This is a genomic window from Arthrobacter sp. SE2, from assembly GCF_058244265.1.
The window spans coordinates 515,338-539,973 of record NZ_JBZAYA010000001.1 but is presented as its reverse complement, the minus strand read 5'-3'; the positions used below and the strand labels follow the sequence as shown (position 1 = coordinate 539,973).

At 62.0% G+C, this 24,636-nt stretch carries 23 protein-coding genes; 17 read left to right on the top strand and 6 right to left on the bottom strand.

What is annotated here, in order from left to right:
* Positions 1-6: 6 nt before the first annotated feature.
* The 3 genes from AC4CS3_RS02660 to AC4CS3_RS02650 all read right to left on the bottom strand — a co-directional run bounded on the left by AC4CS3_RS02660 (position 7) and on the right by AC4CS3_RS02650 (position 2,721).
* A complete protein-coding gene (locus AC4CS3_RS02660) occupies positions 7-471 on the bottom strand; it encodes a hypothetical protein (RefSeq protein WP_490782080.1) in 465 nt (154 codons plus the stop codon).
* Positions 472-664: 193 nt separating this feature from the next.
* The gene (locus AC4CS3_RS02655) at positions 665-2,110 is read right to left on the bottom strand and encodes a GntT/GntP/DsdX family permease (RefSeq protein ID WP_490782107.1); all 1,446 of its coding nucleotides are present in this window, start codon (positions 2,108-2,110) and stop codon (positions 665-667) included.
* A gap of 62 nt (positions 2,111-2,172) precedes the next feature.
* Positions 2,173-2,721, bottom strand: coding sequence for a gluconokinase (locus tag AC4CS3_RS02650; protein WP_490782079.1), 549 nt, complete (start codon positions 2,719-2,721; stop codon positions 2,173-2,175).
* A 149-nt stretch (positions 2,722-2,870) separates the two neighbouring features.
* Between AC4CS3_RS02650 and AC4CS3_RS02645 the strand changes: the two genes are divergently transcribed.
* Entirely contained in the window at positions 2,871-4,334 is a 1,464-nt protein-coding gene (locus AC4CS3_RS02645; protein ID WP_490782078.1) for an MFS transporter, read from the top strand.
* A gap of 7 nt (positions 4,335-4,341) precedes the next feature.
* Here the strand turns inward: AC4CS3_RS02645 and AC4CS3_RS02640 are convergent, their stop codons facing one another.
* On the bottom strand, positions 4,342-5,352 hold the full coding sequence (locus AC4CS3_RS02640) for an MFS transporter (RefSeq protein WP_490782077.1): 1,011 nt from the start codon (positions 5,350-5,352) through the stop codon (positions 4,342-4,344).
* A 189-nt stretch (positions 5,353-5,541) separates the two neighbouring features.
* Here AC4CS3_RS02640 and AC4CS3_RS02635 point away from each other — a divergent pair, with 189 nt between their 5' ends.
* Complete coding sequence (locus tag AC4CS3_RS02635; RefSeq protein ID WP_490782076.1) at positions 5,542-6,243, top strand: hypothetical protein; 702 nt, start codon at positions 5,542-5,544, stop codon at positions 6,241-6,243.
* A 65-nt stretch (positions 6,244-6,308) separates the two neighbouring features.
* On the opposite strand, the gene AC4CS3_RS02630 is transcribed toward AC4CS3_RS02635, so the two are convergent.
* A complete protein-coding gene (locus tag AC4CS3_RS02630) occupies positions 6,309-6,899 on the bottom strand; it encodes a hypothetical protein (protein ID WP_490782075.1) in 591 nt (196 codons plus the stop codon).
* An 878-nt stretch (positions 6,900-7,777) separates the two neighbouring features.
* Here AC4CS3_RS02630 and AC4CS3_RS02625 point away from each other — a divergent pair.
* The 11 genes from AC4CS3_RS02625 (at position 7,778) to AC4CS3_RS02575 (ending at position 21,728) form a co-directional block, all read left to right on the top strand.
* The gene (locus AC4CS3_RS02625) at positions 7,778-8,623 is read left to right on the top strand and encodes a sugar phosphate isomerase/epimerase family protein (protein WP_490782074.1); all 846 of its coding nucleotides are present in this window, start codon (positions 7,778-7,780) and stop codon (positions 8,621-8,623) included.
* A 42-nt stretch (positions 8,624-8,665) separates the two neighbouring features.
* A complete protein-coding gene (locus AC4CS3_RS02620; RefSeq protein WP_490782073.1) occupies positions 8,666-9,673 on the top strand; it encodes a Gfo/Idh/MocA family protein in 1,008 nt (335 codons plus the stop codon).
* Positions 9,674-9,713: 40 nt separating this feature from the next.
* On the top strand, positions 9,714-10,574 hold the full coding sequence (locus tag AC4CS3_RS02615) for a sugar phosphate isomerase/epimerase family protein (protein ID WP_490782072.1): 861 nt from the start codon (positions 9,714-9,716) through the stop codon (positions 10,572-10,574).
* Between the two features lie 24 nt (positions 10,575-10,598).
* Positions 10,599-11,765: a Gfo/Idh/MocA family protein gene (locus AC4CS3_RS02610; RefSeq protein ID WP_490782071.1), complete on the top strand. Its 1,167-nt coding sequence runs from the start codon at positions 10,599-10,601 to the stop codon at positions 11,763-11,765.
* Between the two features lie 101 nt (positions 11,766-11,866).
* Positions 11,867-12,913: a LacI family DNA-binding transcriptional regulator gene (locus AC4CS3_RS02605; protein ID WP_490782070.1), complete on the top strand. Its 1,047-nt coding sequence runs from the start codon at positions 11,867-11,869 to the stop codon at positions 12,911-12,913.
* A gap of 88 nt (positions 12,914-13,001) precedes the next feature.
* Positions 13,002-14,408: a glucuronate isomerase gene (gene uxaC / locus AC4CS3_RS02600; RefSeq protein WP_490782069.1), complete on the top strand. Its 1,407-nt coding sequence runs from the start codon at positions 13,002-13,004 to the stop codon at positions 14,406-14,408.
* A gap of 86 nt (positions 14,409-14,494) precedes the next feature.
* Entirely contained in the window at positions 14,495-15,817 is a 1,323-nt protein-coding gene (locus tag AC4CS3_RS02595; protein WP_490782106.1) for a mannitol dehydrogenase family protein, read from the top strand.
* A gap of 370 nt (positions 15,818-16,187) precedes the next feature.
* Positions 16,188-17,633, top strand: coding sequence for a glucuronide transporter (gene uidB, locus AC4CS3_RS02590; protein WP_490782068.1), 1,446 nt, complete (start codon positions 16,188-16,190; stop codon positions 17,631-17,633).
* A 118-nt stretch (positions 17,634-17,751) separates the two neighbouring features.
* Entirely contained in the window at positions 17,752-18,981 is a 1,230-nt protein-coding gene (gene manD, locus AC4CS3_RS02585) for a D-mannonate dehydratase ManD (protein WP_059387443.1), read from the top strand.
* 10 nt (positions 18,982-18,991) lie between these two features.
* Positions 18,992-21,319: a gluconokinase, GntK/IdnK-type gene (locus AC4CS3_RS02580; RefSeq protein ID WP_490782067.1), complete on the top strand. Its 2,328-nt coding sequence runs from the start codon at positions 18,992-18,994 to the stop codon at positions 21,317-21,319.
* Positions 21,320-21,458: 139 nt separating this feature from the next.
* On the top strand, positions 21,459-21,728 hold the full coding sequence (locus AC4CS3_RS02575) for a hypothetical protein (RefSeq protein WP_148667388.1): 270 nt from the start codon (positions 21,459-21,461) through the stop codon (positions 21,726-21,728).
* 1 nt (position 21,729) lies between these two features.
* On the opposite strand, the gene AC4CS3_RS02570 is transcribed toward AC4CS3_RS02575, so the two are convergent.
* Positions 21,730-22,464 (bottom strand): SOS response-associated peptidase, encoded by a 735-nt coding sequence (locus AC4CS3_RS02570; protein WP_490782066.1) that lies wholly within the window; start codon positions 22,462-22,464, stop codon positions 21,730-21,732.
* Between the two features lie 108 nt (positions 22,465-22,572).
* Here AC4CS3_RS02570 and AC4CS3_RS02565 point away from each other — a divergent pair, with 108 nt between their 5' ends.
* The 4 genes from AC4CS3_RS02565 to AC4CS3_RS02550 all read left to right on the top strand — a co-directional run bounded on the left by AC4CS3_RS02565 (position 22,573) and on the right by AC4CS3_RS02550 (position 24,605).
* Positions 22,573-23,109, top strand: a complete 537-nt coding sequence (locus AC4CS3_RS02565; RefSeq protein ID WP_490782065.1) for a universal stress protein — start codon at positions 22,573-22,575, stop codon at positions 23,107-23,109.
* Entirely contained in the window at positions 23,106-23,606 is a 501-nt protein-coding gene (locus AC4CS3_RS02560; protein WP_490782064.1) for a fluoride efflux transporter FluC, read from the top strand. The genes AC4CS3_RS02565 and AC4CS3_RS02560 overlap by 4 nt, the downstream gene beginning before the upstream one ends.
* Positions 23,603-23,971, top strand: coding sequence for a fluoride efflux transporter CrcB (gene crcB / locus AC4CS3_RS02555; protein ID WP_490782063.1), 369 nt, complete (start codon positions 23,603-23,605; stop codon positions 23,969-23,971). Before AC4CS3_RS02560 ends, crcB begins: the two co-directional genes overlap by 4 nt.
* Positions 23,972-24,041: 70 nt before the next feature.
* The gene (locus AC4CS3_RS02550) at positions 24,042-24,605 is read left to right on the top strand and encodes a GNAT family N-acetyltransferase (protein WP_490782062.1); all 564 of its coding nucleotides are present in this window, start codon (positions 24,042-24,044) and stop codon (positions 24,603-24,605) included.
* Positions 24,606-24,636 lie beyond the last annotated feature (31 nt).

Genomic DNA, 24,636 nt, shown 5'->3' with positions numbered 1-24,636 from the left:
CCGGCGTCACCTTTCGACGCCGAGGCGTGCGAATCCAAGGCTCTCACCAGTAAGCCTGCCATCACGTACCTTGAACGGATACAGCCGCCCGATATCCAATTCTTTGAGTCCTGCCGCCGGGAAAAGCGCCGAAACCGTATCGTCGAGTAAGAACGTTGCATCAGTTGACCCGTCTACCCGCCCGAACGACCCGCTGAAGCGCGCGGCAGACGATACGCGCAGCAGGTCGAACGATCCCAGGACCCTTCGCCCACGGAACCGAATGCCCAGACATCGCACACTTCCGGCTAAGAAGTCGTCTGCGGTGAAGCCCACCAGGATTTCGCCCTGGCCATGCAGATGCTCGCCCACGCGAACGGAGAGCATGATCTCCCGGTCGAAGTGGATCAGCAGCAACTGGTTCGGCCCTAGGTTGTTCTGTCCAAATCTTCCTGGAATCCGTGAGTCGTTGCGAAAACTCGCTCCGCCCATGGCTCTTCTCCCGCCTGAATACCGAGACATCTTCTTTCCTGCAAACGTACGTCCGGAAAGTTGCGGCAATCTGAACTCCGCGTGAAGACTGGCGAAGTCCAGGCTATCTGCGCACACGGGGCCGACTCAAAGTCGTAAGCGAGGTGCGGCGGGGATTGCCGAAACCAATGGAAGGCCGTCGTCCGGCTTGGGATCAGACGAAAACCGATAGCAGCAGGGTGAATCCGAATCCCACGACGGAAATTATGGTTTCCATAACCGACCAGGTCTTGATCGTCTGGCCTACTGTCAGTCCGAAGTATTCCTTGACCAGCCAGAAGCCCGCATCGTTGACATGGGAGAAGAACAGCGAGCCGGCACCGATGGCGAGCACAACCAGCGCTAGCTGAGCGGGCGACAAGCCGGTTGCCAGCGGCGCGATGATGCCAGCGGCTGTCACCGTAGCAACAGTCGCCGAGCCAGTGGCGAGGCGAATCAGCACTGCGATGATCCAGCCCAGCACCAGGGCCGACAGACTGGCAGCTACCGCGATCTTGGCGATCGCGGTTCCGGTACCGCCGTCGACGAGTACCTGCTTGAAGCCGCCCCCGGCGCCGACGATAAGCATGACCCCGACAATCGGCAACAGGCTCTCGCCGATCTTCTTCGTCAGGATGGAGGCGGAGAAGCCGACCCGTGTACCGAATGTCACCATTGCCAGAAGCACGGCCACGAGCAGGGCAAAGACCGGATCACCGATGAAGTCCAGGAAAGGACGGAGTGCGGCGCTCTTGTCCATCCAGATGTCTGCCCCGGCTTTGATCAGCATGAGCACCAACGGCGACAACAGGGTCACCAAGGTCCAGCCAAAGGATGGGCTGCGCGTTGCTTGCGGATCCTGTGCCTTGCCTACCGGCGAGTCGCCGTGTGAACTGGCGGCTTTCGCGCCGGGGCCTTGTGGCCTGGCCGGTTCAGCGTGCTCGCCGGATCCGACTGTGACTGCCAGGCCTGCGCCAGCGGCTCCGATCGGCACGATCCTTGCTGCGAGACGGCCAAAGAGGGGACCTGCGATGATGACCGTTGGAATGGCGATCAGCAGGCCAAAAGCAAGAGTCACACCGACATTGGCGTGCAGGATGCCGATCGCCGCCAACGGGCCCGGGTGCGGCGGGATGAACCCGTGGAGCACCGACAAGCCGGCCAGGGCCGGAATGCCAAGGCGCATGGCCGGACCCTTGGAACGGTGCACAGCCAGCATCACTACGGGAATGAGTAGCACGAGCCCGATCTCGAAGAACATGGGGATGCCGATGATGCCGGCGATGAGCGCCATCTTCCAAGGCAGCGTTGCGGGCCGGCCATGGAGAAGCGTGTCGACGATTTTGTCCGCGCCGCCGGAATCAGCCAACAGCTTGCCCAGCATGGCTCCCAGCGCGATGAGCACGCCGACGTAGCCCAGCACGCCGCCGACGCCGTTTTCGTAGGACGTGGTGACCTTGTCCAAGGCGATACCCGAGGCAATGCCGACGAAGAGGGCGCCGATGCTCAAAGCCAGGAAAGCATGCATCTTTGCCCAGACGATCAGTAAGACGACTATCGCGATGCCAATGGCCGCCACCACAAGTACTTGGGTGTCGTGGCCGGTCCACGGTTGATGCATCGCGTCCGTGGTTGCATCGGTGGCGACCCCGGCGAAGGGCCTGTTGAGGATGGAGATTCCGTTCATGGTTCTCGTCCTGTTCCGCTCGGCCGCAGGCCGAACTTGTCCATGATTTGTTGGGCAATCACTCCTGGAGCCGGACCAACGTCTATCCGGATTCCGGGCTCACCCGGGGACAGTTCCTCAAGGTCCGCGAACTGACTCCCCAACATACTGGCGGGCATGAAATGGCCGTGGCGTTCGGCCAGCCGTGCGCTGATGGTCTCGGGCGTCCCGGACAGAAAAACGAAGACGACACCTGAACCTCGGCGATTGATGATGTTTCTGTAAGACCGTTTGAGCGCCGAACAAGTAATGACGCCGTTTTCCCCGTTATCCAGCCTCCGGTCGACCCACTCGGCAACCTTCTCGAGCCAGGGATATCTGTCCCCATCCGTGAGCGGATGTCCCGCAGCCATCTTGTCGATGTTTGTTTGGGGATGCAAGGCATCGCCTTCCTCGAAGGCCCAGCCAAGTCGACCCGCCAGGAGCGCGGCAACCGTGGACTTGCCGGAGCCCGAAACGCCCATGACAACCAGCACAACCGGTTCGGCCAGAGGGGGTGTCGCCATGTCAAGAGGGTCCATGGAGCCCATCTTGGCAGCACGTGGGCCTCTGTGCCATAGCGAATCGCAGCTGCTCTCTCGGCGCCCAGCGCCGGAAATGCTTCCGTCAACGGCATATACAAAGCATACTGATGATCTACTCAAGGAGGAGGGCCATGTCAGTGGTGAGAGGTGCAGCAAGCGACGTCATCGAAACGAACATCCCCGGCCGAATGGATCGCCTCCCTTGGTCCAGATGGCATTGGATGATCGTCATCGGTCTCGGCACCGTCTGGATCCTGGACGGACTCGAGGTCACCATCGTGGGGGCGATTGGGGACAGCCTCACGCAGTCGAATGGCGGTCTCGGCATGACCACTGCGGACATTGGCGTGGCTGCCGCGGTCTATGTATCCGGCGCCTGCGTCGGGGCCATCGTTTTTGGCCATCTCACGGACAGGTTCGGCCGGAAGAAGCTCTTCCTGCTCACCCTCGGGCTGTATTTGCTTGCCACCGTGGCCACTGCGTTCTCCCTGAACCCGATGTGGTTCTTCATTTGCCGCTTCCTCACCGGCGCCGGCATTGGCGGCGAGTATGCGGCGATCAATTCGGCGATAGACGAGCTCATCCCGGCCGCTCGTCGCGGCGTCGTGGATTTGGCCATCAACGGCTCTTTCTGGCTCGGGACGGCATTCGGCGCCTCACTTTCGGTGCTCCTACTCAACCCAGCCTTCTTCGCGCCCGGCATCGGTTGGCGTCTCGCGTTCGGCCTGGGAGCGTTTCTCGGCCTGCTGATCCTGCTGGTGCGGCGAAACGTGCCTGAATCTCCGCGCTGGATGTTCATCCACGGCCGGGACAAAGAGGCGGATCAGCTCGTCCGCAAGATCGAGGACGACGTGGAGGAGGCCACGGGGAAGAAGCTGTCAACGGTCCACGAGACGCTCAAGGTCCGCCAGCGCAAGTCGATCGGCTTCGGCGTCATCATCAAGACGGCGGTCCAGCGCTACCCGAAGAGGGTCGTCTTGGGCCTGTCGCTGTTCGTTGGCCAAGCGTTCCTCTACAATGCGGTGTTCTTCACCTACGCGCTTGTGCTGACGAAACTGCTGAACGTCCCCAGCGACCTCGCCCCATGGACGCTGGTCCCGATCGCCGTCGGCAATTTCCTTGGCCCGCTCGTCCTGGGCCGCTTCTTCGACAGTGTCGGGCGCCGCACGATGATTTCCGGTACCTACATCGCGTCTGGAGTCCTGCTTGCCGTCACGGCATTCGTCTTCGCAAGCGGAGCGCTTGATGCTTTCTGGCTCACCGCCTGCTGGATGGTTATCTTCTTCTTCGCTTCTGCCGGCGCGAGCTCCGCCTACCTGACAGTCAGCGAAATCTTCCCAATGGAGACCCGGGCCATGGCCATCGCGTTCTTCTACGCCGTGGGCACCGGTCTTGGCGGCATCATCGGCCCCATCCTGTTCGGTCGATTCGTTGGAGAGGGAATCCCGTCCGTGGCCTTCGGCTATGTCATCGGCGCCGTGCTGATGGTCGCCGCCGGCGTCGTCGAGATCGTATTCGGAGTTGAGGCTGCAAGACGGTCGCTGGAGGACATAGCTGCCCCGATCACTGCCCAGACGGAGGGAGTGCCGGCCTGACGACGGCTCATTCGGGGCACTGCTGGCGGACAGGAGCGGCAATTCTCGAACGGCACCGGAGGGGGCAATCCAGCAAGCTGAAATCACGACGCCGGAGCTCGCCGCGGCGAGTACGGCACCGGTCGGAAGGAACAGGGCCAGAACACCGGCCAGAGCAGCGCCGATCGGGTCGATACCCCACGTGAGGACCCTGCTGGCGGATGAGAATCTTCCGAGGGCTTCGTGGGGAATAAGAAGCTGTTTGAGCGTTTCCGTTCCGGTGACGTTGACCATCACGCAAGTCGCCCAGAAGCCGAGCGAAAGCCCGAGGAGAAGTACGTTCGCGATGACTTGTCCAGGCGTGAGTACGAGCATGCCGAGGCCTGCGAGAGCTGGGAGCATGAAAGTTGCCATGAGTGCCTGGACAGGCCGAAACCTGTCCCAGACCCAGGGTGCGGCCATCATGGAGAGCAGACCGATGATTCCACCGACAGCTCCGGCGATTCCGATCTCGGCCGGTGTCATGGATCCACTCCGCAGTGCATGCGTGACATAGACCGACTGGATCGCCGTGGTGAATGATTCCCGCGACCCAGCTGTTCGCCGTCGTCAGCTTGGAACGATGGGCGACACTCGGGAGGAGAGCTGCAAAGGCGCTGTCGTAGAGCCCGGTCAGTCCCGACACCAGGAAAGCCGCAATCACGAGGGCCATCAGTGACAGGTTTCCCGTGAGGAACAGAACTGCCATCGCGCTGAGGACCAATGCTCGAAGCGCCGACATCCGGGACATGAACTGCGTCCTGCGCACCTTGTCAGTCCAGGGCCCCAGAAGCCCGAGAAAGACCACGCTTCCGAGCCCTGCTGCCGTATTGATCCATGCGACGTCCGAGGCGGAAGAATCGAGGATCTGGAGTGCCACGATGGGAATCGCGAACAGGGTGAGCTGGCTTCCGAAGAACGATACCGCTTCGCTCCACCACAGCGTGCTGAAGTCGCGATTCCAGAGCTTGGCGGAGCTGCGCTCTATTTGATCAGTCATGATAGGTCCCCTGTCCGTGTTTGAGACGCTACGGACACTGCTCTTGCGAAACAAACCAGTCGACCCGATTTCTAGCCGGTCGGCGCTCCTCCGCCGGCGCCCAGCCGTCCACAGAAAAGACGCGGCGGGCCGCCGGAACCCGGGCGCGCCGGGATCTACGTTTGTCAGCGGTTGGTGTGGAAGCCGTGCTTGCTGGGTCTTGCCGATGGGCTTTTAATCGGCATGGCAACTACTACACCGAAAAATAGCGAAGACCGTGGCGTGGCATATCGTGATCTGGGTTACTGTGTTGGCATGTGGAAGGCAGAGCCCGACAAAGGCAGTACATGGCCGACAGAAATGCGGATCGCAGTGGACCTGCACAATCCGGAACTGCTGAGGCTTTTGTATGCACGTGATGCTTGGCGTCTCGATGCATCTGAGAATCTCCCCGGGCTTGGCCCATCTCCGGCTCCTGTTCAGATCACTGACGCCCAGAGATCCGCCTTCGCAAAGGATTGGAGCGGACACTGGTCTGAGCTGAGGTCCTGGCTTTTTGAGTTGGAAGATTTGAAGAGCACCAAAGGGATTGAGAAGTTCACCGAAAAGATCGCTGCGCCGCCTATTTGGTACGATGTGCTCCACGGTGACCTGTTCCCGGAAGAAGACTTTGAAATTTGGCGCGCCGGGCTGCGAAGCTTCCATAGCGACCCGCTGGACGAACAACCCGAACGGAAGAGCTTTGACGCCTTGAAACGTGCCTGGGAAAGGGGACTGACAAATATTCTCGTCTTGCCTTACGAGAGCCCTGTTTCGCGAGTGCTTTCCCCCCACACAATCGAAATAGACTTCGCGACGTACGCTGAGCCCGAGCTATTTGATAGCGCTCTGGATCATTTTTCCGCTAACTAAAAATTCGCCAGAAAAAAGAATGCAGGGAAGCTTTCGCTTCCCTGCATTCTTTTCGCCGTGATTGGTTATCCGTAGGCGGCAGTTGGCCCTCCGGAGTAGCAGGCCGAACCGTCATTGAGAATGACGTATGAGGAGATGGGGACGACGGCGACTCCCGGACCGACCGCTGTTTGGGCACCTTGAGCTGACCACGAAGGGCCTGTGGAACCGCCGCTGAAGTTAAAGCTTGCAGAGTCAATCCACCCGACCGCGTTGACATACCAGCTGCGCGTCCATACTCCCATGTAGACGGAATAGCCGGTATTCACGGCAAGAATGTCATTGGAAAGTTTGGCGGCCGTGACAAACGACGAGCCGCAGGACCCGCTCACTGAACCATAAGGAATGACTTGATCGACCTTTATCCCCTTGGCCTGGGCCTTTGCTTCGCGAGCCTTTTCCGCAAGCGCTTTCGCCTTCGCGGTCACCGGAATGGACCTTTCAACGCCATCCGGCCCGGTTTCGATACGGAATCCGTTGGCCTCAGCGACGGCCCGGTCGAAACCCTTGACGGTCATTGGAGTTTCGATGACCTGGGCATCTTTGACCTTTCCCGAACCGGAATCGGCCGACGCCATTGGCGCCGAAATACATATTATCGCCACTGATGCAAACATGGCGGCTAGCATTTTTTTGACAGACAAAATTCCCCCTAAATTGATGTCGTAAAAAGCTTGAGTAATTAGAATATATTTGAAATCGAGTTATGGCAAGAATCCCTTTTTGTTGACGCCCCAGTAATGCGATGACATAAAAGGCCGTTGTCTTGTTTGTTCAAACCGAATGCCAAACTCCTTGTCGCTATGCACGCCGAATGCCTGTCGCGAGCCGGCGATATCCGATGGCGTTTGCGCAAAGTGCCGTGTTTGCTTACGGCGCGTGCCTTAGCTAATCGTGTAAAGCCGAATTAGTCAAGACCTTTTAATAGCAGGACAACGGATCTTTTCGGAGTGTCATGAACTGAGATTACTTACCACTCAATTCCGGACTATTACACCACTCAATTTGACCTCCTAACATACTCAACTTCCGGCATTTGCCACTCAATTGTGGAAAAATACTTGACACTGGCGTGTGGGGAGTGGATCGAGACCACCCCTAAGGCTGGCCTGCACGGAACGCACAATCCGGAGGAGGCAGATGAATTCGCAGCTGATAGCGCGTCACTACCGGGCTCTCCTAAGGCGCCTCGGAATCACGGTGGCCTCCTGCTCGGCCACCGACACCGTCTACAACGCGCACAACGCCGCCGACGAACTCTGCTGGGTCGGCTCCAGGGCCGGGAGCTGCTCCACGCGGCCGGGAGGCGCCACCACGTACTCCTATGACGGTAACGGCCCGGTCTTCGCCAATCCAAATCGCAAGTTGCCAATATTTGGCAATCGGTTGTCAATCCGGTGCGTAGCTGACTAGACTCGAGGCGAACGCATGCCCGTGAACTACCACTTGGCGCCATATGCCGCCATGCGGGCGAACGGATCCAAAGGAGATTTCCGTGACTGAAACCAATGCCGTGTGGAGCCTGTCCGGTTTCGGCGACGAAGTAGATCCCGATCCCGCGGTCCAGGCCGCCGTATTGCTGGCCCTCGGTGCCGGCCATATTGAAGTGCGCAGCGCATGGGGCACCAATGTTTCAGAACTTGAGCCCGAAGCGGTCGAGCGGCTCAAGGCCATCCTGGACGAGAAGGGCCTGAAGGTTTCCGCAGTCGCGAGCCCCATCGGCAAGATCGACGTCAGTGTTCCCGTGGAACATGAGCTCGCCCGACTGCGCCAGATCATTTCAGTGGCCAAGGTCCTCGACACCAAGTACATCCGCATCTTCTCCTTCTACCGGGCCGAAGGGCAGAGCCACGAAGACATCCGCGACTCAGTGATGGAGCGCCTGACTGCACTCACGAACGAGGCGGCCGCGTCCGGCGTCGTCCTCCTGCACGAAAACGAAAAGGGCATCTACGGTGATACGCCCGAGCGAGTCCTGGACATCATGGAGACCGTCGCTTCACCCGCGCTGCGCGTGGCCTGGGACAGCGCCAACTTTGTCCAGGTAGGCGTCAAACCGTACACGGAGGCTTATGCCGTGCTGCGCCCCTACCTGGAGTACTTCCAGATCAAGGATGCCGTCGCCGGTACCGGTGAAGTAGTGCCTGCCGGCGAAGGCGACGGCGAACTGGACGCCACCATCGCCGCGCTCCAGGCCGATGGCTTTTCCGGCTTCTTTTCCCTCGAACCTCACCTTGCAAGCACCCACGAACTGGGCGGATTCTCCGGACCCGTAGCCTTCGGCGCTGCGGCGCGCGCCTTTGCGGCACTTGCAGCCAAGAACGGTGTTGCCCTCGCCTGAGGGCCTGTAGGTTCAAAGGAAAACATCTTTCGAGGGAGAAAAATGCCTACAGCAGCAGTCATCGGTTGCGGCGATGTGTCGAGCGTGCACTTCGGAGCAATCGCCAAGATGGACGACGTTGAACTCGTGGCGGTCTGCGACACCGACGCCGGACGTCTCCAGGCGGCAATCGCCGCCTACGGCGCGGCCGGGTACACGGACCACCTGGAGATGCTCGATGCGGTGAGGCCCGACGTCGTGCATATCTGCACGCCGCACCACCTGCATGCCTCACTGGCTGCAGACTGCCTTGAGCGCGGGGTGAGCGTGATTGTCGAGAAGCCGCTCGCCCACACTCTCGAAGAGGGGCGGCGGCTGGTCGAGGCGGCGGAACGGAGCACGGCGAAGATCGCCGTGTGTTTCCAGAACCGCTACAACGCGACGTCGCAGGCCATGCGAAGACTGCTCGACGACGGCGGACTGGGTCAGGTTCTCGGCGCCTCGGCAACCGTGATGTGGCACCGGACGGCCGAGTATTACCGTGACAGGCCGTGGCGCGGCACCTGGGCTGAAGGAGGCGGCGGCCTCATGATGAACCAGGCCATCCACACGGTAGACCTGCTCCAGTGGTTGGTAGGTGACGTAACCAAGGTGGAGGGTCATGCCTCCACCCGCTCGTTGGGCGGCGTGATCGAGGTGGAGGACACTGCGGAATTCATTGCCGGGCACTCCAACGGTGCTACTAGCGTCTTTTACGCCACCCTGGCCAACGCCACCAATGCACCTGTGACGCTGGAAATCGTGACCGAAAAGGCCACCCTCAGCCTCAGGGGCGACCTTTTTGTCAGCTATGCCGACGGCACCGTGGAAACCATCCCGGAACGGTCCTTGGAATCGGGTGGGCGCGCGTATTGGGGCGTATCACACGAGCTCCTGATCAAGGACTTCTACGCCAAGCTCGGGGATCCTGCGCCGTTCTGGATCAGCCCAGCGGAAGCCGAAAAGTCACTCAGGATCGTCAAAGACATCTACGCGCAAAGCTACCCGGAGATTTCCGGGCAAGTGGGCTAACCACCCGGCCCATGAAGGCCCGGAACTAACGGAGGACAAAGTGGCAAAAATCGGCGTACAGGCAATGATGCTGAAGGGCAGTTTTGCCGAAGCCGGGGCGTTTGAAACGCTTCGCAAGGTCAGCGCGATGGGGTACAACGCCGTCGAAATATCCCAGATCCCGATGACACCGGAAAACGTTGCCGATCTGGACCGCTCCCGCAGCGAACTGGGCATGGACATCGCGGCGCTTTCGGTCGCCATGGAGACGCCCAAAGGCATGCCGGGGGACTCCCTCAAGGACCACTTCGACAAGATCGTTGACGACGCAAAGCGACTTGACACGCACCTCCTGCGGATTGGCATGATGCCGTTCCCGGCCATGAAGTCGATCGACGCCGCGGTGGACTTCGCGAAGCAAGCCAACGAATACGCCGAACGGCTCCGGGACTACGGCGTCGGTTTGTACTACCACAACCACCACATCGAGTTCGCCAAGTTCGAAGGCAAATACATGCTGGACATCATTGCCGAAAACTCCCCGGCCATGGGCATGGAAATCGACGTGCACTGGGTGCAGCGCGGCGGCCTGGACCCTGTCCGGACCCTTGCCAAATACGCCGGACGTACTGCCATGGTGCACCTGAAGGACTATAGGATCGGCGAGTTGCCGGAGCAAGCCTTCGGGCTCCTGGAAACGGGGGACATCGCGGGTTTCATGGCCGAGTTCAAGAACGTGGTCCAGTTCGCCGAAGTAGGGGAAGGCAACCTTGACTTCCCCTCCATCATTCCCGCGGCCCAGGCTGCCGGCGCCGAGTACTTGCTCGTGGAGCAGGACGAGCTCTACGGCCGCACGGTGTGGGAAGCACTGCAGACTTCCTACGACAACCTGGTGGCCATGGGCCACGCCGACCTCTTCTAATCCCACAACAACGGAGATCCACTCATGAGCAAGAAAGTACGCCTTGGCATCATCGGCCTGGGCCAGCAGGGCGGCACGTACGCCAAGTTCATCACTGACGGAATGGTCCCGAACATGGTGATCGGCGCTATCTGCGACACCGATTCCGCAAAGAAGGAACTGGCAGCCTCCCGGTACCCCGATGCGCCTTTCTATGACGACTACATCGCCATGCTTGAAAGCGGCGACGTCGATGCGATCGTCACTTGCGTGCCGCATTACCTGCACCCGGAAATGGGCATCGAATCGCTCAATCGCAACATTCACGCCCTCGTGGAGAAGCCTGCAGGTGTCTACACCAAGCAGGTCAAGGAGCTCAATGAGTTCGCGGCCTCCAAACCCGAGCTTTCCTTCGGGATCATGTTCAACCAGCGCAACAACCCGCTCTACAAGAAGCTGAAGGAGATCGTCGACAACGGTGAGATCGGTGCCATCCGACGCACCAACTGGATCATCACCAACTGGTGGCGTCCGCAGGGCTACTACAATTCCAGCGAATGGCGCGCCACGTGGGGCGGCGAAGGCGGCGGCGTCCTGGTCAACCAGGCACCCCACCAGCTCGACCTGTGGCAGTGGATCTGCGGCGTGCCGAAGTCCGTCTACTCCAAGGTGGCGTACGGATTCCGCCGGGACATCGCCGTCGAAGACGAGGTCACCGCCGTCGTGGACTACGGCAACGGCGCCAGCGGCGTCTTCGTTACGGCCACGCACGACCTCGTGGGCACCGACCGCTTCGAGATCCTGGGTGATCAGGGCAAGATCGTGGTGGAAAACAGCAAGACCGCCACGGTCACCCGGCTGGTCAAGCCCGAGCGCGAACTCAGCGACGGCATGGACATGGACGATGTCCGCAAGCTCTTCATGGGCGAGTTGAAGGCCGAGGACTACTACACCACCGAGGTCATCGAGTTCGAGTCGGCCTGGGGCGGACAGCACGCGGGCGTCCTGGAGAACTTCGCGGCCAACATCCTGGACGGCACTCCTTTGTTGGCGCCCGGCTCGGACGGCATCAAGGGCGTCCGCCTGGCCAACGCCATCCACCTGTCGAGTTGGACCGGCAGGGAAGTCCCCCTGGACTTCGACGAGGACGAGTACATGCGCGAGCTCAACAAGCGCATCAGCGAAGAAGGCAAGTTCGCCGAGCGGTCCTAGATAGCGGGGCACTCAAGCAGGGCATTTAAGCAGGGCGGTCGCCGACCGAATGGTTTGGCAACCGTCCTGCTTTTGTTGCCAAGCCAGATTACGATGGAGCCGTGACTGAAGCGACGAATTCCGGAGCAGCAACTTTCCCCGCCAAGCGCGGCCGCGGGGAGAAATCCTCGCCCACCATCTACGACATCGCGAGGCTCGCGGGAGTCAACCCATCCACGGTTTCGCGCGCGTTGAGCAAACCGGGCAGGGTCAGTGCCAAGACCCAGAAGATCATCGAGGATGCCGCCGAGCAGCTGAACTACCAGGTGAACCCTTTCGCCCGGGCACTTCCCACCGGCCGTACCCAGACGATCGGACTGATCGTCGCGGATATCACCAACCCGACGTTCTTCGACATTATCCGCGGTGCGGAAACCACGGGGTCCGCCCGGGACTACACCCTGGTGCTGGCCGAGTCTGCAGAGTCGCCTGAAACCGAACTCATTGCGGCCCGCAGGATGTTGAGCACGGTGGACGGCCTCATTTTGGCGAGTCCGCGCATGGACGACGAAAAGATCCGTGCCCTGGCCGCGGACAAGCCGGTGGTAGTGATCAACCGCGAAATAGAGGGAGTGCCATGCGTGGTCCCGGACGTCAACAAGGGGATTAGCCAGGCCGTGCGGAGCCTCGCCGCCAACGGCCACCAGCAGCTCGCTTATGTTGCGGGGCCGCCGCAGTCCTGGATGTCGCGCCGCCGCTGGGAAGGCGTCCAAGCTGCCTGCGATTGGTACAAATTGGGGGCGGTCCGCTTGGAATCTTCCAAGCCAACCGTCGACGGCGGCCGCCAAGTAGCGCGCGACGTCCTGGCGAGTGGTGCGACGGCGGTGATCACCTACAACGATCTCCTCGCCATAGGCCTCATGCAGGAGCTTCAGGCCGCCGGCATACACGTCCCGGATCAGATCAGCATTGTGGGTTTCGACGACATCTTCGGGGCAGACTTCACGACGCCGGCGCTCACCACCGTCAGGTCGCCGTTGCGGGAGTGCGGTTCCCGCGCTGCCGCCCTCCTGCTGGACATGTTGCTCGGCCAGGATGGGCCCGCGGGAGCAGTTCGCGTGGACACGGAGCTCGTGGTACGCGGCTCCAGCGGACGGCTGATCGCGTAGCATCAAGCGATCCCCGGGGGAGTTGCAACGACATGGCAATAGTTGGCAACCGGTTGACAGATTGATTCTTCCGACTGAAAATTGACCTATGTCACAGTCGATCGCAGCCAATCCTGACCGGCTCCTGCCCGCGGATCCCGGGACGCGCAGCATTGCGCGCTCCCTTCTGGAGCGCGTCCAGGACCTGCCCATCATCTCTCCGCACGGCCACGTTGACGCCGCCGTCATCGAGCACAACACGCCGTTCCCTGATCCGGCCGCGCTCCTGGTCAGCCCGGACCACTACGTCACCAGGCTGATCCACGCCAGCGGAGTCCCCATGGGTAAGCTGCTCTCGGGAGGCGCCAACTCCTCCGAATCGCGGGAGATCTGGCGGACTTTCGTTCAGGCCTGGCCCCTCTTCGAAGGCACTGCCTCCGGGTACTGGTTGCGTACGCAATTCGACAGCGTGTTCAAGCTCGGCGCGGACCTTGGCGAGATGCCTGCCGACGCCAGCTACGACGCCATTGCCGCCAAGCTCGTCGAGCCTGATTTCCGTCCCCGCCAGCTCTTCAAGGACTTCAACATCGAAGTCCTTGCCACCACAGACGATCCCCTGGACAGCCTGGCCAGCCACAAGGCCATCGCCGAGGACCCCTCCTTCAACGGCCGCGTGCTGCCGACCTTCCGTCCGGATGCCTACCTGAACATCGCCCACCCGGCGTGGAGTGCCAACGTTGAGCGGCTTGTCGATTCCGCCGGCGACGGCGCAACCGGTTATACCGGCTACGTCAAGGCCCTGGAAAACCGCCGTCGTTATTTCGTGGACCATGGCGCGGTCTCCGCGGACCACGGCGTCCTCACCCCGGCGACGCTCAAGCTGGATCGGCGCGACGCCGAGCGGATCTTCGAGCTTGCGCGCGCCGGCAAGGCCACGGCCGAGGACCGCAACACGTTCGAAGCCCACATGATGTACCAGATGGCCAGGATGTCCGTCGAAGACGGCCTGGTCATGACGATCCACCCGGGTTCCTTCCGCAACCACCACCAGCCCACCTTCGACGCCTACGGTGCGGACACCGGCCACGACATCCCGTTTGCCACCAACTACACCGAAGCCATCCGGCCACTGCTCCAAGACTTCGGGACGGCCAAGGACTTCCACCTGGTGCTGTTCACCCTGGACGAGACGGTGTTCTCCCGCGAACTGGCGCCGCTGGCTGGGTTCTACCCCTCCGTGTACCTCGGCGCTCCATGGTGGTTCCTCGATGCACCGGATGCCATGCTCCGCTTCCGCTCCGCCGTTACCGAGACAACCGGCTTCTCCCGGTCCTCGGGCTTCATCGACGACACCCGCGCGTTTTGCTCCATCCCGGCCCGGCACGACGCCTCCCGCCGGATCGAAGCGTCCTTCCTCGCCCGCCTCGTGGCCGAGCACCGTGTCAGCGAAGACCGAGCCCATGAAATCATCGTCGACGTCGTCGACTCCTCACCCCGAAGGGTCTTCAAGCTGTGAGCAACGAACCCGAGCAGACTGCGGATCTTCCCCGCTTGAGTCGTGCCATCAAGCCAATCGGCAAAGCCCCGGTGCGCATTGTGCACATGGGACTGGGAGCCTTTCACCGATCACATCAGGCCTGGTACACCCAGCATTCAGGCGACGCGGCTGAGTGGGGCATTGCCTCCTTCACCGGCCGCCGCCCGGATGCCGCAGAGGTCCTGGCCGCCCAGGACGGCCTGTACACCGTGGTCGAGCGTTCGGATGCGGGTGATTCATTCGAAGTCATCGGCAGCATTGTCGAGGCCGTCGACGGTGCCGACGTCGAGCGTTTTGTCGAAGTTGTCGCAGCGCCGCTGACTTCGCTCATCACGCTCACCATTACTGAGGCCGCCTACCGGCTTGGGGCCGACGGCAAGTTGGACAACAAGGCGCCCGACGTCGTCGCGGACCTCGCCGTGCTCTCTGGCGGCTCTGCTTCCGGCAAGCCGACGACGCCGCTGGGCCGCCTGGTGCTGGGCCTCGCCGCTCGCCGCGACGCCGACGCCGGTCCACTCGCCGTCGTCTGCTGCGACAACCTCTCCAACAACGGGACCGTTGCCAGAAGCGCCGTGATGGGGATGGCCAAAGCGTTCGACGCCGGACTCGCCGCCTGGATCGACGCCAACGTCAGTTTCGTCAGTACTTCCGTTGACCGCATCACGCCGCGGACGACGGACGCCGATATCGACGTCGTCGCTGCCGCCTGCGGATACCGCGACGAATCACCCGTGGTCGCCGAGCCCTTCCGCAACTGGGTCCTCAGCGGGGACTTTCCAGCGGGACGCCCGCACTGGGAAGACGCGGGCGCCGTCTTCGTGGACGAGATCGAGCCGTACGAGAACCGCAAGCTGTGGCTCCTCAACGGCGCACACTCGCTCCTCGCCTATGCCGGCCAGCTGCGCGGACACAAGACCGTGGCCGAAGCCCTCGCCGACGATTCCTGCCGACGGGCGGTAGAGGACTTCTGGGATGAGGCCGCGTCCAGCCTGCATGGCGAGGATTTGCGCATCCCCGAGTACAGGGCTGCCCTGCTGGAACGCTTCGGGAATTCCCGGATCGCCCACCATCTGGCCCAGATAGCGATGGATGGCACCACCAAGCTGCGCATGCGGGCGCTGCCGGTGCTCCGCGCCGAGCGCGCCGCGGGCCGCAGCGGCCGAGCGGCTGCTCGGATGATCGCGGCCTGGACTGCCTACACTGCCACGGCAACGGGTCTCCAGGACCCGCAAGCGGCAGAAATCGCCGCCGCGAACCTCCTCCCGTCCCGTCCCCGGCTCGAAGCTCTGCTAGGGCTCGTGGATCCGGACCTGGTTGCCGACGCGGCGATCGTGGACCTCGTTGAGGGTTTGGCCGAGACCTTCGCGGTCGCTGGAAACCTCAGCTAATCCGACAGGCAGTTTCGACGGCGCCTGTTGCCTTCCTTGTGAAGGCAGCAGGCGCCGTCGTTTTGCCCCTGACAAGTGAGCGAGCGTTTGCCAGGCACCCGCCATAGGTGAGCGGGCGTTGCGAAGGACCGACGCTCGCTCGCTTATATGGCATTTTCGACGGACGCTCGCTCGCTTCTTCTGAGCGGGCATTGAGACTGCACTGGCGTTGAAAAGTTTATATGGAAACATTTGGCAACCGATTGCCGAATGGTTGCCAGGGTGATTAGAATTACATCAAGCTTCAACAATTTCAGGCCTGGTTCGGCCGAAGCTTTTCCATCATCGCAAGCCGGAACATGGGGTACCGGCAAGGGTAAAGGAGCCCGCAATGAACAAGCTCAGCAAACTCAGCATCCTCGGCTATGGGGCTGGCGACGCCGCCAACAACCTTGCCTTCACTACTGCCACCATGTTCCTCCTTGTCTACTACACCGACGTCGCGGGCATATCCGCGGCGGCCGCCGGCACCCTGTTGCTTACCGTGAGGATCTTCGACGCTTTCGCCGATGTCTTCGCCGGACGACTGGTTGACCGCGCCTACAGCAAGCGCTTCGGAAAATTCCGCCCGTTCATCATGTTCGGCTCGATCCCATTGCTGCTTCTGAGCGTCGCGGCCTTCTCCATTCCGCAAGTCGGCGAAACGGGGATGTTGCTCTACGCCTACGTGACATACGCGGCCCTGGGCCTGGCTTACTCGCTGGTGAACATCCCGTACGGTTCGCTGGCCGGCGCGATGACACAAGAACCGGGGGAGCGAGCCAAGCTGGGCTCAGCCCGCATGGTCGGCGCTCTTTTGGTCAGTTCTGCGTTGGGCATCTTCGTTGCTCCGCTCATCAAGCCCGGCGCAAACCTGCAGTCCACGTTCACCATCATCACTCTGGTCTTCGTCGCGATCGGCGCAGCGCTGTACTTCTTCACGTTCCTGACCGCCAAGGAGCGGGTCCACCGTGCGGTGCCCAAGGTTTCCTTCGAGCAAAGCATGGCGACACTCAAGACAAACCGTCCCCTGCTCATGCTGTGCCTGAGCTCCTTCCTCTTCCTGACCGGCTACATGGCGCTGTCTTCGGTGCAGCTGTATTACTTGCGCGACGTCCTCGGGCGGCTGGATCTCTACGCGGTCCTCTCCATCGTCCAGCTGGTGGTGACCTTTGCCCTCGCTCCGCTCATGCCGAGGCTGGTCCGAAACTTCGGCAAGAAGACCATCTATGTGGCTGCCGGTTTCCTCGCCATCATCGGTGGCGCAATCGTCTTCTTTGCTCCGGCCTCCATGGTCTGGGTTGGATTCTCCGGTCTGCTCTTGAGCATGCTTGGCGTCATGGCCGTCAACATCGTGGTGTGGGCCCTGGAGGCAGATACCGTGGAATACGGCGAATGGAAGACCGGTGTCCGGACTGAGGGCATCACCTACGCGCTGTTCTCCTTCACCCGCAAGACCGGCCAAGCCGTCGGCGGCGCCCTTGCCGCATACACACTCGCGGCCGGCGGCTACAAGTCCGGCACTACGCACAGCGCCGAATCCCTGCAGGCCATCCAGTTTGCCGCAGGCGCGCTGCCCGCCATCATGACCATCCTCGCGATTGTCGTCATGGCCAAGTACAAGTTGACCGACGCGTTCCACGCCCAGATCCTGGGCGAGATCAAGGCGCGCCGTTCCCTGGAAACATCCGGCGAGGAGCCATTTGGCGCGGAGTGCGCAGCCGCAACCCCGGCCGAGCGGGCCGCCGCGGAAACCGCCGCGGCAATCGCTGGGCCAGAAAAAATCTCGACGAAATAATACTGCAACCGGTTGCCAATAATTGTCATCCATCCTAAGATCGTCTTTACCCGCCCTGTGGTGCACGTCGCATCCGGGCCAGGCCAGCCCTCGATCAGCAACCCTGAAAGGACCAGCTGTGAAAATCATTGCTGCTGAAGTCTTCGTGACCAGCCCTACCCGGAACTTCGTGACCTTGCGGATCACCACCGAGGACGGCGTGACCGGCATCGGCGACGCGACCCTGAACGGCCGTGAACTCGCGGTGGCCGCGTACTTGAAGGAACACGTTGCGCAGCTGCTGATCGGCAAGGACCCGCACCGCATCGAGGACACCTGGCAGTTCCTGTACCGCAGCTCGTACTGGCGCCGCGGCCCGGTCACCATGGCCGCCATCGCCGCCGTCGACATGGCCCTGTGGGACATCAAGGGCAAGGTCGCCGGACTGCCGGTTTACCAGCTCCTGGGCGGCGCCTCCCGCAACGGGCTCCGCGCGTACGGCCACGCCTCGGGCGCGGACATCCCGTCCTTGTTCGACTCGGTCCGGGAGCACCTGGAGCTCGGTTACAAGTCGATCCGTATCCAGACCGCCATCCCGGGTATCAAGGCCGTCTATGGCGTGGCCGCCCAGGCGCAGGCTTCGGGTGAGCGCTACGACTACGAGCCCGCCGGCCGCGGTGCGTTCCCGCAGGAAGAGGACTGGGACACCCGCGCCTACTTGCGCCACCTGCCCACCGTCTTCGAAGCGGTGCGCAACGAATTCGGCCCGGAAATCCCGCTGCTGCACGATGGTCACCACCGCATGACCCCCATCCAGGCAGCCAAGCTTGGCAAAGCGCTGGAACCGTACGACCTGTTCTGGCTCGAAGACTGCACCCCGGCCGAAAACCAGGAAGGGCTCCGCCTTGTGCGCCAGCACACCACCACACCGCTCGCCATCGGCGAAATCTTCAACACGGTGTATGACTTCCAGACGCTCATCAAGGAACAGCTGATCGACTACGTCCGGGCCGCGTCCACGCACTTCGGCGGGATCTCGCCACTGAAAAAGGTCATGGACTTCGCCGCCCAGTACCAGATCAAGTCCGGTTTCCACGGCCCGACCGATATTTCCCCTGTCGGTTTCGCCGCGCAGCTGCACGTGGGCCTGGCGATCCACAACTACGGTATCCAGGAGTACATGCAGCACTCGGACAAGACCAACACGGTCTTCGAACAGTCCATGACCTTCACCGACGGTTACCTGCACCCGGGCGACAAGCCGGGTCTCGGCGTCGAATTCAACGAGGAAGCCGCCAACTCCTTCCCGTATCAGCAGGCCTACCTGCCCTACAACCGCCTCGTGGACGGCACCGTCCATGACTGGTAGGAACGTGGCCATGCCAGCCGATCTGAATACAGCTGTGGAAAAGCCACGCCGCATTGTGGTGATGGGCGTCTCCGGTTGCGGCAAGACAACCATCGGGGACCTCGTCGCCCGGGCGCTGGGAGTTCCGTTCCTCGACGGCGATTCGCTCCACCCCGTGGAAAACGTCGCCAAAATGGCCGCCGGAACCCCGCTCACCGATGAAGACCGCTGGCCATGGCTTGCGACGGTCGGCACCGAACTCGCCAACGCTGGCGACGGCGGGCTAGTTCTCGCCTGTTCCGCCCTCCGGCGCAGCTACCGGGATGCCATTCGTGAGAAAGCCCCGGACACCGTCTTCCTGCACCTGCACGGCAGCAAAGAGGTGCTTAGGGAAAGGACAGAAGGGCGTTCCGGCCACTTCATGCCGCCTGCCCTGCTGGATTCGCAGCTCGCCACCTTGGAACCGCTCGACGCCGACGAGGCCGGGTTCGTTGTGGACATCGCCGTCCCAGTCAGCGAGGTGGTCGCCGAAGCGCTGGCCGGGATTGCGGCCGTCGCAGGTTCCAAAGCTCAGGCGGGCATCAGCCCCGCCGGTACCGCGGGCACCCAGGCGCGGCAGTTCGACGTCGACCTCCAAGCGGCGCCGTTCAATCTCGACGACGACGCCGTTGCGTGGGTGGATTCCACCATCCGTGGCATGAGCCTCGAGGAAAAAATCGGGCAGCTCTTCATCAATCACAACAACGATTACTCCCCTGAGTACCTCGACGGTGTGCTGGAGAACTATCACGTTGGTGGCATGCGGTACCGGCCGGGCCCGTCCGCCGCTGTCCAAGAACACATCCGCTATGCCCAGTCCAAAACACGCATCCCGCTTCTGGTGGCCTCCAACCCGGAAATGGGAGGAGCGGGAAGCTGCGACGACGGAACATTCGTGTCGACCCACCTCCAGGCCGGTTCCCACCCGGACAAGTCCATCGCCCGGAAAATGGGTCAGGTGGCCGGTGTGGAAACCGCGGCTTTGGGCTGTAATTGGGCCTTCGCGCCGATCGTGGATATCCACTACAACTGGCGCAACACGGTCATCTCCACCCGGGCGTTCGGCAACACTCCGGAAATTGTGGTGGAGCGAGCCAAGGAGTACTTCGACGGCATCAGCGAATCGCCCACAGTCTGTGCCATCAAGCATTTCCCGGGCGACGGCGTGGACGAACGCGACCAGCACGTGGTCACTTCATACAACACGCTAGGGTACGCCGAGTGGAATGCGAGCTACGGCCACGTGTACCGGGAAATGATCGGCCACGGGGTCCAATCCATCATGGTCGGACACATCGGAGCGCCTGAGCTCACGCGGCATTTCCGTCCGGGAACGGAGGACAGGGACATCCTGCCTGCCACCCTCGCTCCGGAGCTTCTCCAGGACCTGCTTCGTGGCGAGCTCGGCTTCAACGGGCTGATCCTGACTGACGCATCCCAAATGGTCGGCCTCACCCAGGCCAAGAAGCGCAAGGACCTTGTTCCGGCCACCATCGCCGCGGGCTGCGACATGTTCCTGTTCTTCCGCAACCCGGCGGAGGACTTCCAGTACATGATGGACGGCTACAAATCCGGCGTGATCACCGATCAGCGCCTGCATGACGCACTGCGCCGGATTCTGGGGTTGAAGGCAAGCCTGGGGCTGCACAAAAAACTACCGGAAGAATTGACGCCGTCGCCGGAAGCGCTGCGGTTGATCGGCAGCGACGCGCACCTCGCCGTCGCCGCCGAAATCGCCGACAAGACCGTCACGTTGATCAAGGACACCGCCGGCAACCTGCCCATCACGCCGGAAACGCACAAGCGGATTCGCCTGTACGGCATCTCCGGTGGTTCCGATTTCACCCGGGCGGACCCGCTGGCCTACTTGGATACGGTCAAGGAGGAACTTGAAACCGCCGGTTTCGAGGTCCACCTCTTCAAGACGGCGGAGCAACGTGAGGCTGCGGGGGAGTCGGGCGTGAACTTCATGAGCGTCATCTCGGACGAAGCCACCGGCGATTATGCGGACAAGTACGATGCCGCGTTCGTTTTTGCTTGCGTCTTGGGCTTTGCCCAAGAGGCGGCGATCCGCATCAAGTGGTCCAGCCCTATGGCGGCCGAAATCCCGTGGTACGTCACGGAAGTCCCCACGGTGTTCGTTTCGCTGAACCAGCCGAACCACTTGATCGATGTACCGATGGTCAAGACGGCCATCAATGCCCACGCGGGGACCCGCGAGGCCATTCGGGCTACCATCCAGAAAATCCAGGGCAAGTCCGAGTTCCAAGGTACGTTCAACGAGAACGTGTTCTGCGACTCCTTCGACACCCGGCTTTAGCGCGGCTTTAGCCAGCGGCGGCTATTTCCCAACTACATGGGGGAATGGCCGTCGCATGCCCGGTGGCCGGAATGATGGAGCTATGGAGTTCGAATCTCCTGACCTCCATATTGTCGATGCCTCGCAGTAGTATTCGGGCATGCCTGACCAGCCCGAATACCCCGCGCCGTTGAATTCAGTCGGCGCCCCGCCTCCGCGGCAAACAGAACCGTTATCGACCGTTTCAAGGGTGCCCGTTATCGCCAAGCTCGTTTGGCCGAAGTACCTTCAATATGTTCCGGCCATGGTCACCCGGACGTCGGAAGGCAAGGTCCTGGTCCAGTGGTGGCCGAATCCCTTCGGATCGGCCACGAGAATGACGTGGCTAAAGGATACGGACGTGAGGGCAGAACTGCGCTACGAGCGTTGAGTCAGGCAGCCGGGTTCGCGACGTCCACCAACTTGGTGTTGTCTTCGACGAGTTCCACGGGCCTCATTGTCCACGCCGACGACAAGCCGTACGCCTCGCCCAGCACGGCGCCCAACAAGGCCTGGCCCCTGGTTTCCTTGGGGTCGATCCAATCGTCGATCATGTCCGCAGAGATCGGAACCGGAATCCGGTCATGCAAATTGTGGAGTCGCTCGTGAACGCCCTCAGGAGGGGAATCCATGGTCAGGATGGAGCAGGACAAACGCCATGCGCCGGGCGCGGACTTGTCCTCGATGCTCTCGTCGCGCCATGGCGCAAACAATCCCGCGAAGGTAATCAGCTCGTCCTTCGGTTCGACGATGTAGCGCTGCTTGGGATCCTTGCGGCCGGGACCCGATTTCTTCCACTCGTAGTAGGCAGAGGCCGGAACGACAGCCCGCCACTTGGGCAGGGACGCCCTGAAAGCGGGGATTGACCCGGCGGTTTCCGAGCGCGCATTCCAGGTGGGTACCTTCGAATCGAAGGACTTGGCGAATGTCGGAACCAAGCCCCACCGGCCGGCAGCGAGCTCGCGGCCGACCGAACCGTCCCCGGCCCGTCCCTGCAGAAAGACCACGGGGTCAGTCGGGTTGATCTGGAGCGTCGGCGAGGGGTAGTCGGTATCACCGCGCAGCACGGCACCGAGCTTCCTCGAGAGATAGTCTGCTTCGAAACCGACACTGAACCGACCGCACATATCGACATTCTCGCTTAGCGCTTGGGACAACGCCAGTCGTCGAAGCCCATACTGGAGCAAAGACGGAAGAACCTGCATCCTGACAACCCGGACATTTGGAGTGGCCCCATGAGCAACCCTCGCAGCGAGGACACGCGGCCGCCCGAGGGCAGCCCAGCCCGCATGACCGGTCCCGTGCTGGCAGGGGTGCTTCCGCACCAGCCCGTCGCGGTGATCGAGAAAGCCGCGGAAGTAGCGCTCAGCACCGGGTTGGAACTGGTCCTGGCCTTCGCTGATGTCACGAGCTTCCCGGCGGCAGGGGACCGGGATGGGCATCTGGCGGCCCAGCCGATCGATCCCGACGGAATCGACGACGACGCCGCGGCCATCTCGGAATCGCTCCGATCCCGCATCGCGGATCAACTCGACGGGACAGGCGTGCGGTGGACCTTCGTGACCCTCGCCGGAGAGCCCGCCCGGTCACTAGGCCGTTATGCGGCGAGTATCAACGCTTCCATGATCGTCGTGGGAACCAAGGAGCACGGCCTCGGCCCGAAGTTTGAAGGACTGGTCACCGGATCGGTAGCCTTGCATTTGGCACATCGCCAAAACTGCCCCGTGCTCATGGTTCCCTTGGGCCGTCACGACCCAAGCAGGGATCAATGAAGGAAAGCAGCACCGCCCCGCCGGGAGCCAAAGCCCAGACGGCGCCACCGGACCGGAACCCGCACCGCCCGCTCCACCTGCACGGGCGGTTCGTTCTGCTCGTCGCGGCCGGAGGCATCCTGGGCGCTTTGAGCCGCTACGGGTTCGGTATGGCCCTCCCGGCGCCAAATGCGTGGCCGCTCCCCACTCTGCTTATCAATCTGTCCGGCGCGCTGGCGCTTGGCTGGCTCCTCGAAGCGCTCGCCCGGAGCGGGCCCGACGCCGGTCTCCGCCGGATTGCCCGCTTGGGCATCGGAAGTGGTTTCCTCGGGGCGTACACCACTTACAGCACCTTGGCGTTGGACTCGGTGCATCTCTTCGGAGCAGGACGCGGGATGGACGCGATGTTGTACCTGGTAGCCAGCCTATTAGGCGGTGTCGCGGCCACCACCCTGGGAATTTGGCTAGGCGCGTTCAGGCACAAGTCCGCCCAACTGGGGCAGAAGGCCCGGCCATGACCCTCCTTCTCGTAGCGCTCGCCGGCGGCGCAGGCGCGGCCGCCCGTTTCGTGGTGGATGGGGTGGTCCGTTCCCGGGCCAGGACTGCGCTGCCGCTGGGCACCATCTTCATCAACCTCTCCGGGTCGCTGCTCATGGGGATCCTCGCGGGATTGGTCATGGCACATCAGGCTCCCGAATCCCTCCAGCTGATTCTCGGCACCGGTTTCCTTGGCGGATACACGACCTTCAGCACGGCGAGCCTGGAGACCGTCAGGCTTGTCCAAAGCGGCCGGACCGGTCTTGCCCTCCTCAACGGAGTGGGCACTATGGCGGCCTGCGTCGGAGCCGCCGCGGCCGGCGTCGGGCTGGTCTTGTTGTTCTGAGCCGCACACGTCCGAGAAATGATCCACACCCAGTGGCAACCAAACCCTGGGAAAACCCTCTGGAGAAACTATGTTTGAAACAGTCGTGCGAGACGGGGTCGTCTTGAAGCCTCTCGAGACATGGCACGCCGGCGAGTTTGCCGAGCATATGAGCAGGGCACGAGACCACATCCGGCCGTGGGTCGGACCGACCTTTGTCACCGACACCGTCGAGGGTGCCCGCGCTACCCTTCAGCGTTACGCCACAGCCACCGCGAATGATGGAGCGCGTATCTATGGCCTCTGGGACGACGGCAAGATCGTTGGAGGCGTGATGTTTGTCATGTTTGACCCCGTCTGGGGCATTTGCGAGATCGGCTGCTGGCTCGAACCCGATGCTGTCGGAGGCGGCCTCATCACCCGGTCGGTCGAACTGCTCATGGAGTGGGCGTTCGTAGAGCGGGGGATGTCCCGAGTTGAATGGCGGTGCCGCACCGACAACGACCGTAGCGTTGCTGTCGCGCAGCGACTGCGCATGCGTTCGGACGGCGTTCTTCGCAGTAGCTGGGTCTACGACGACAGGCGTTACGACAAGGAGGTATTTTCAATACTTCGGGCCGAATGGATGAACACACGACCTGGTGTCGCGCAATGACGGACGCGGTCCAGACGCCTTAGCGCTCTTC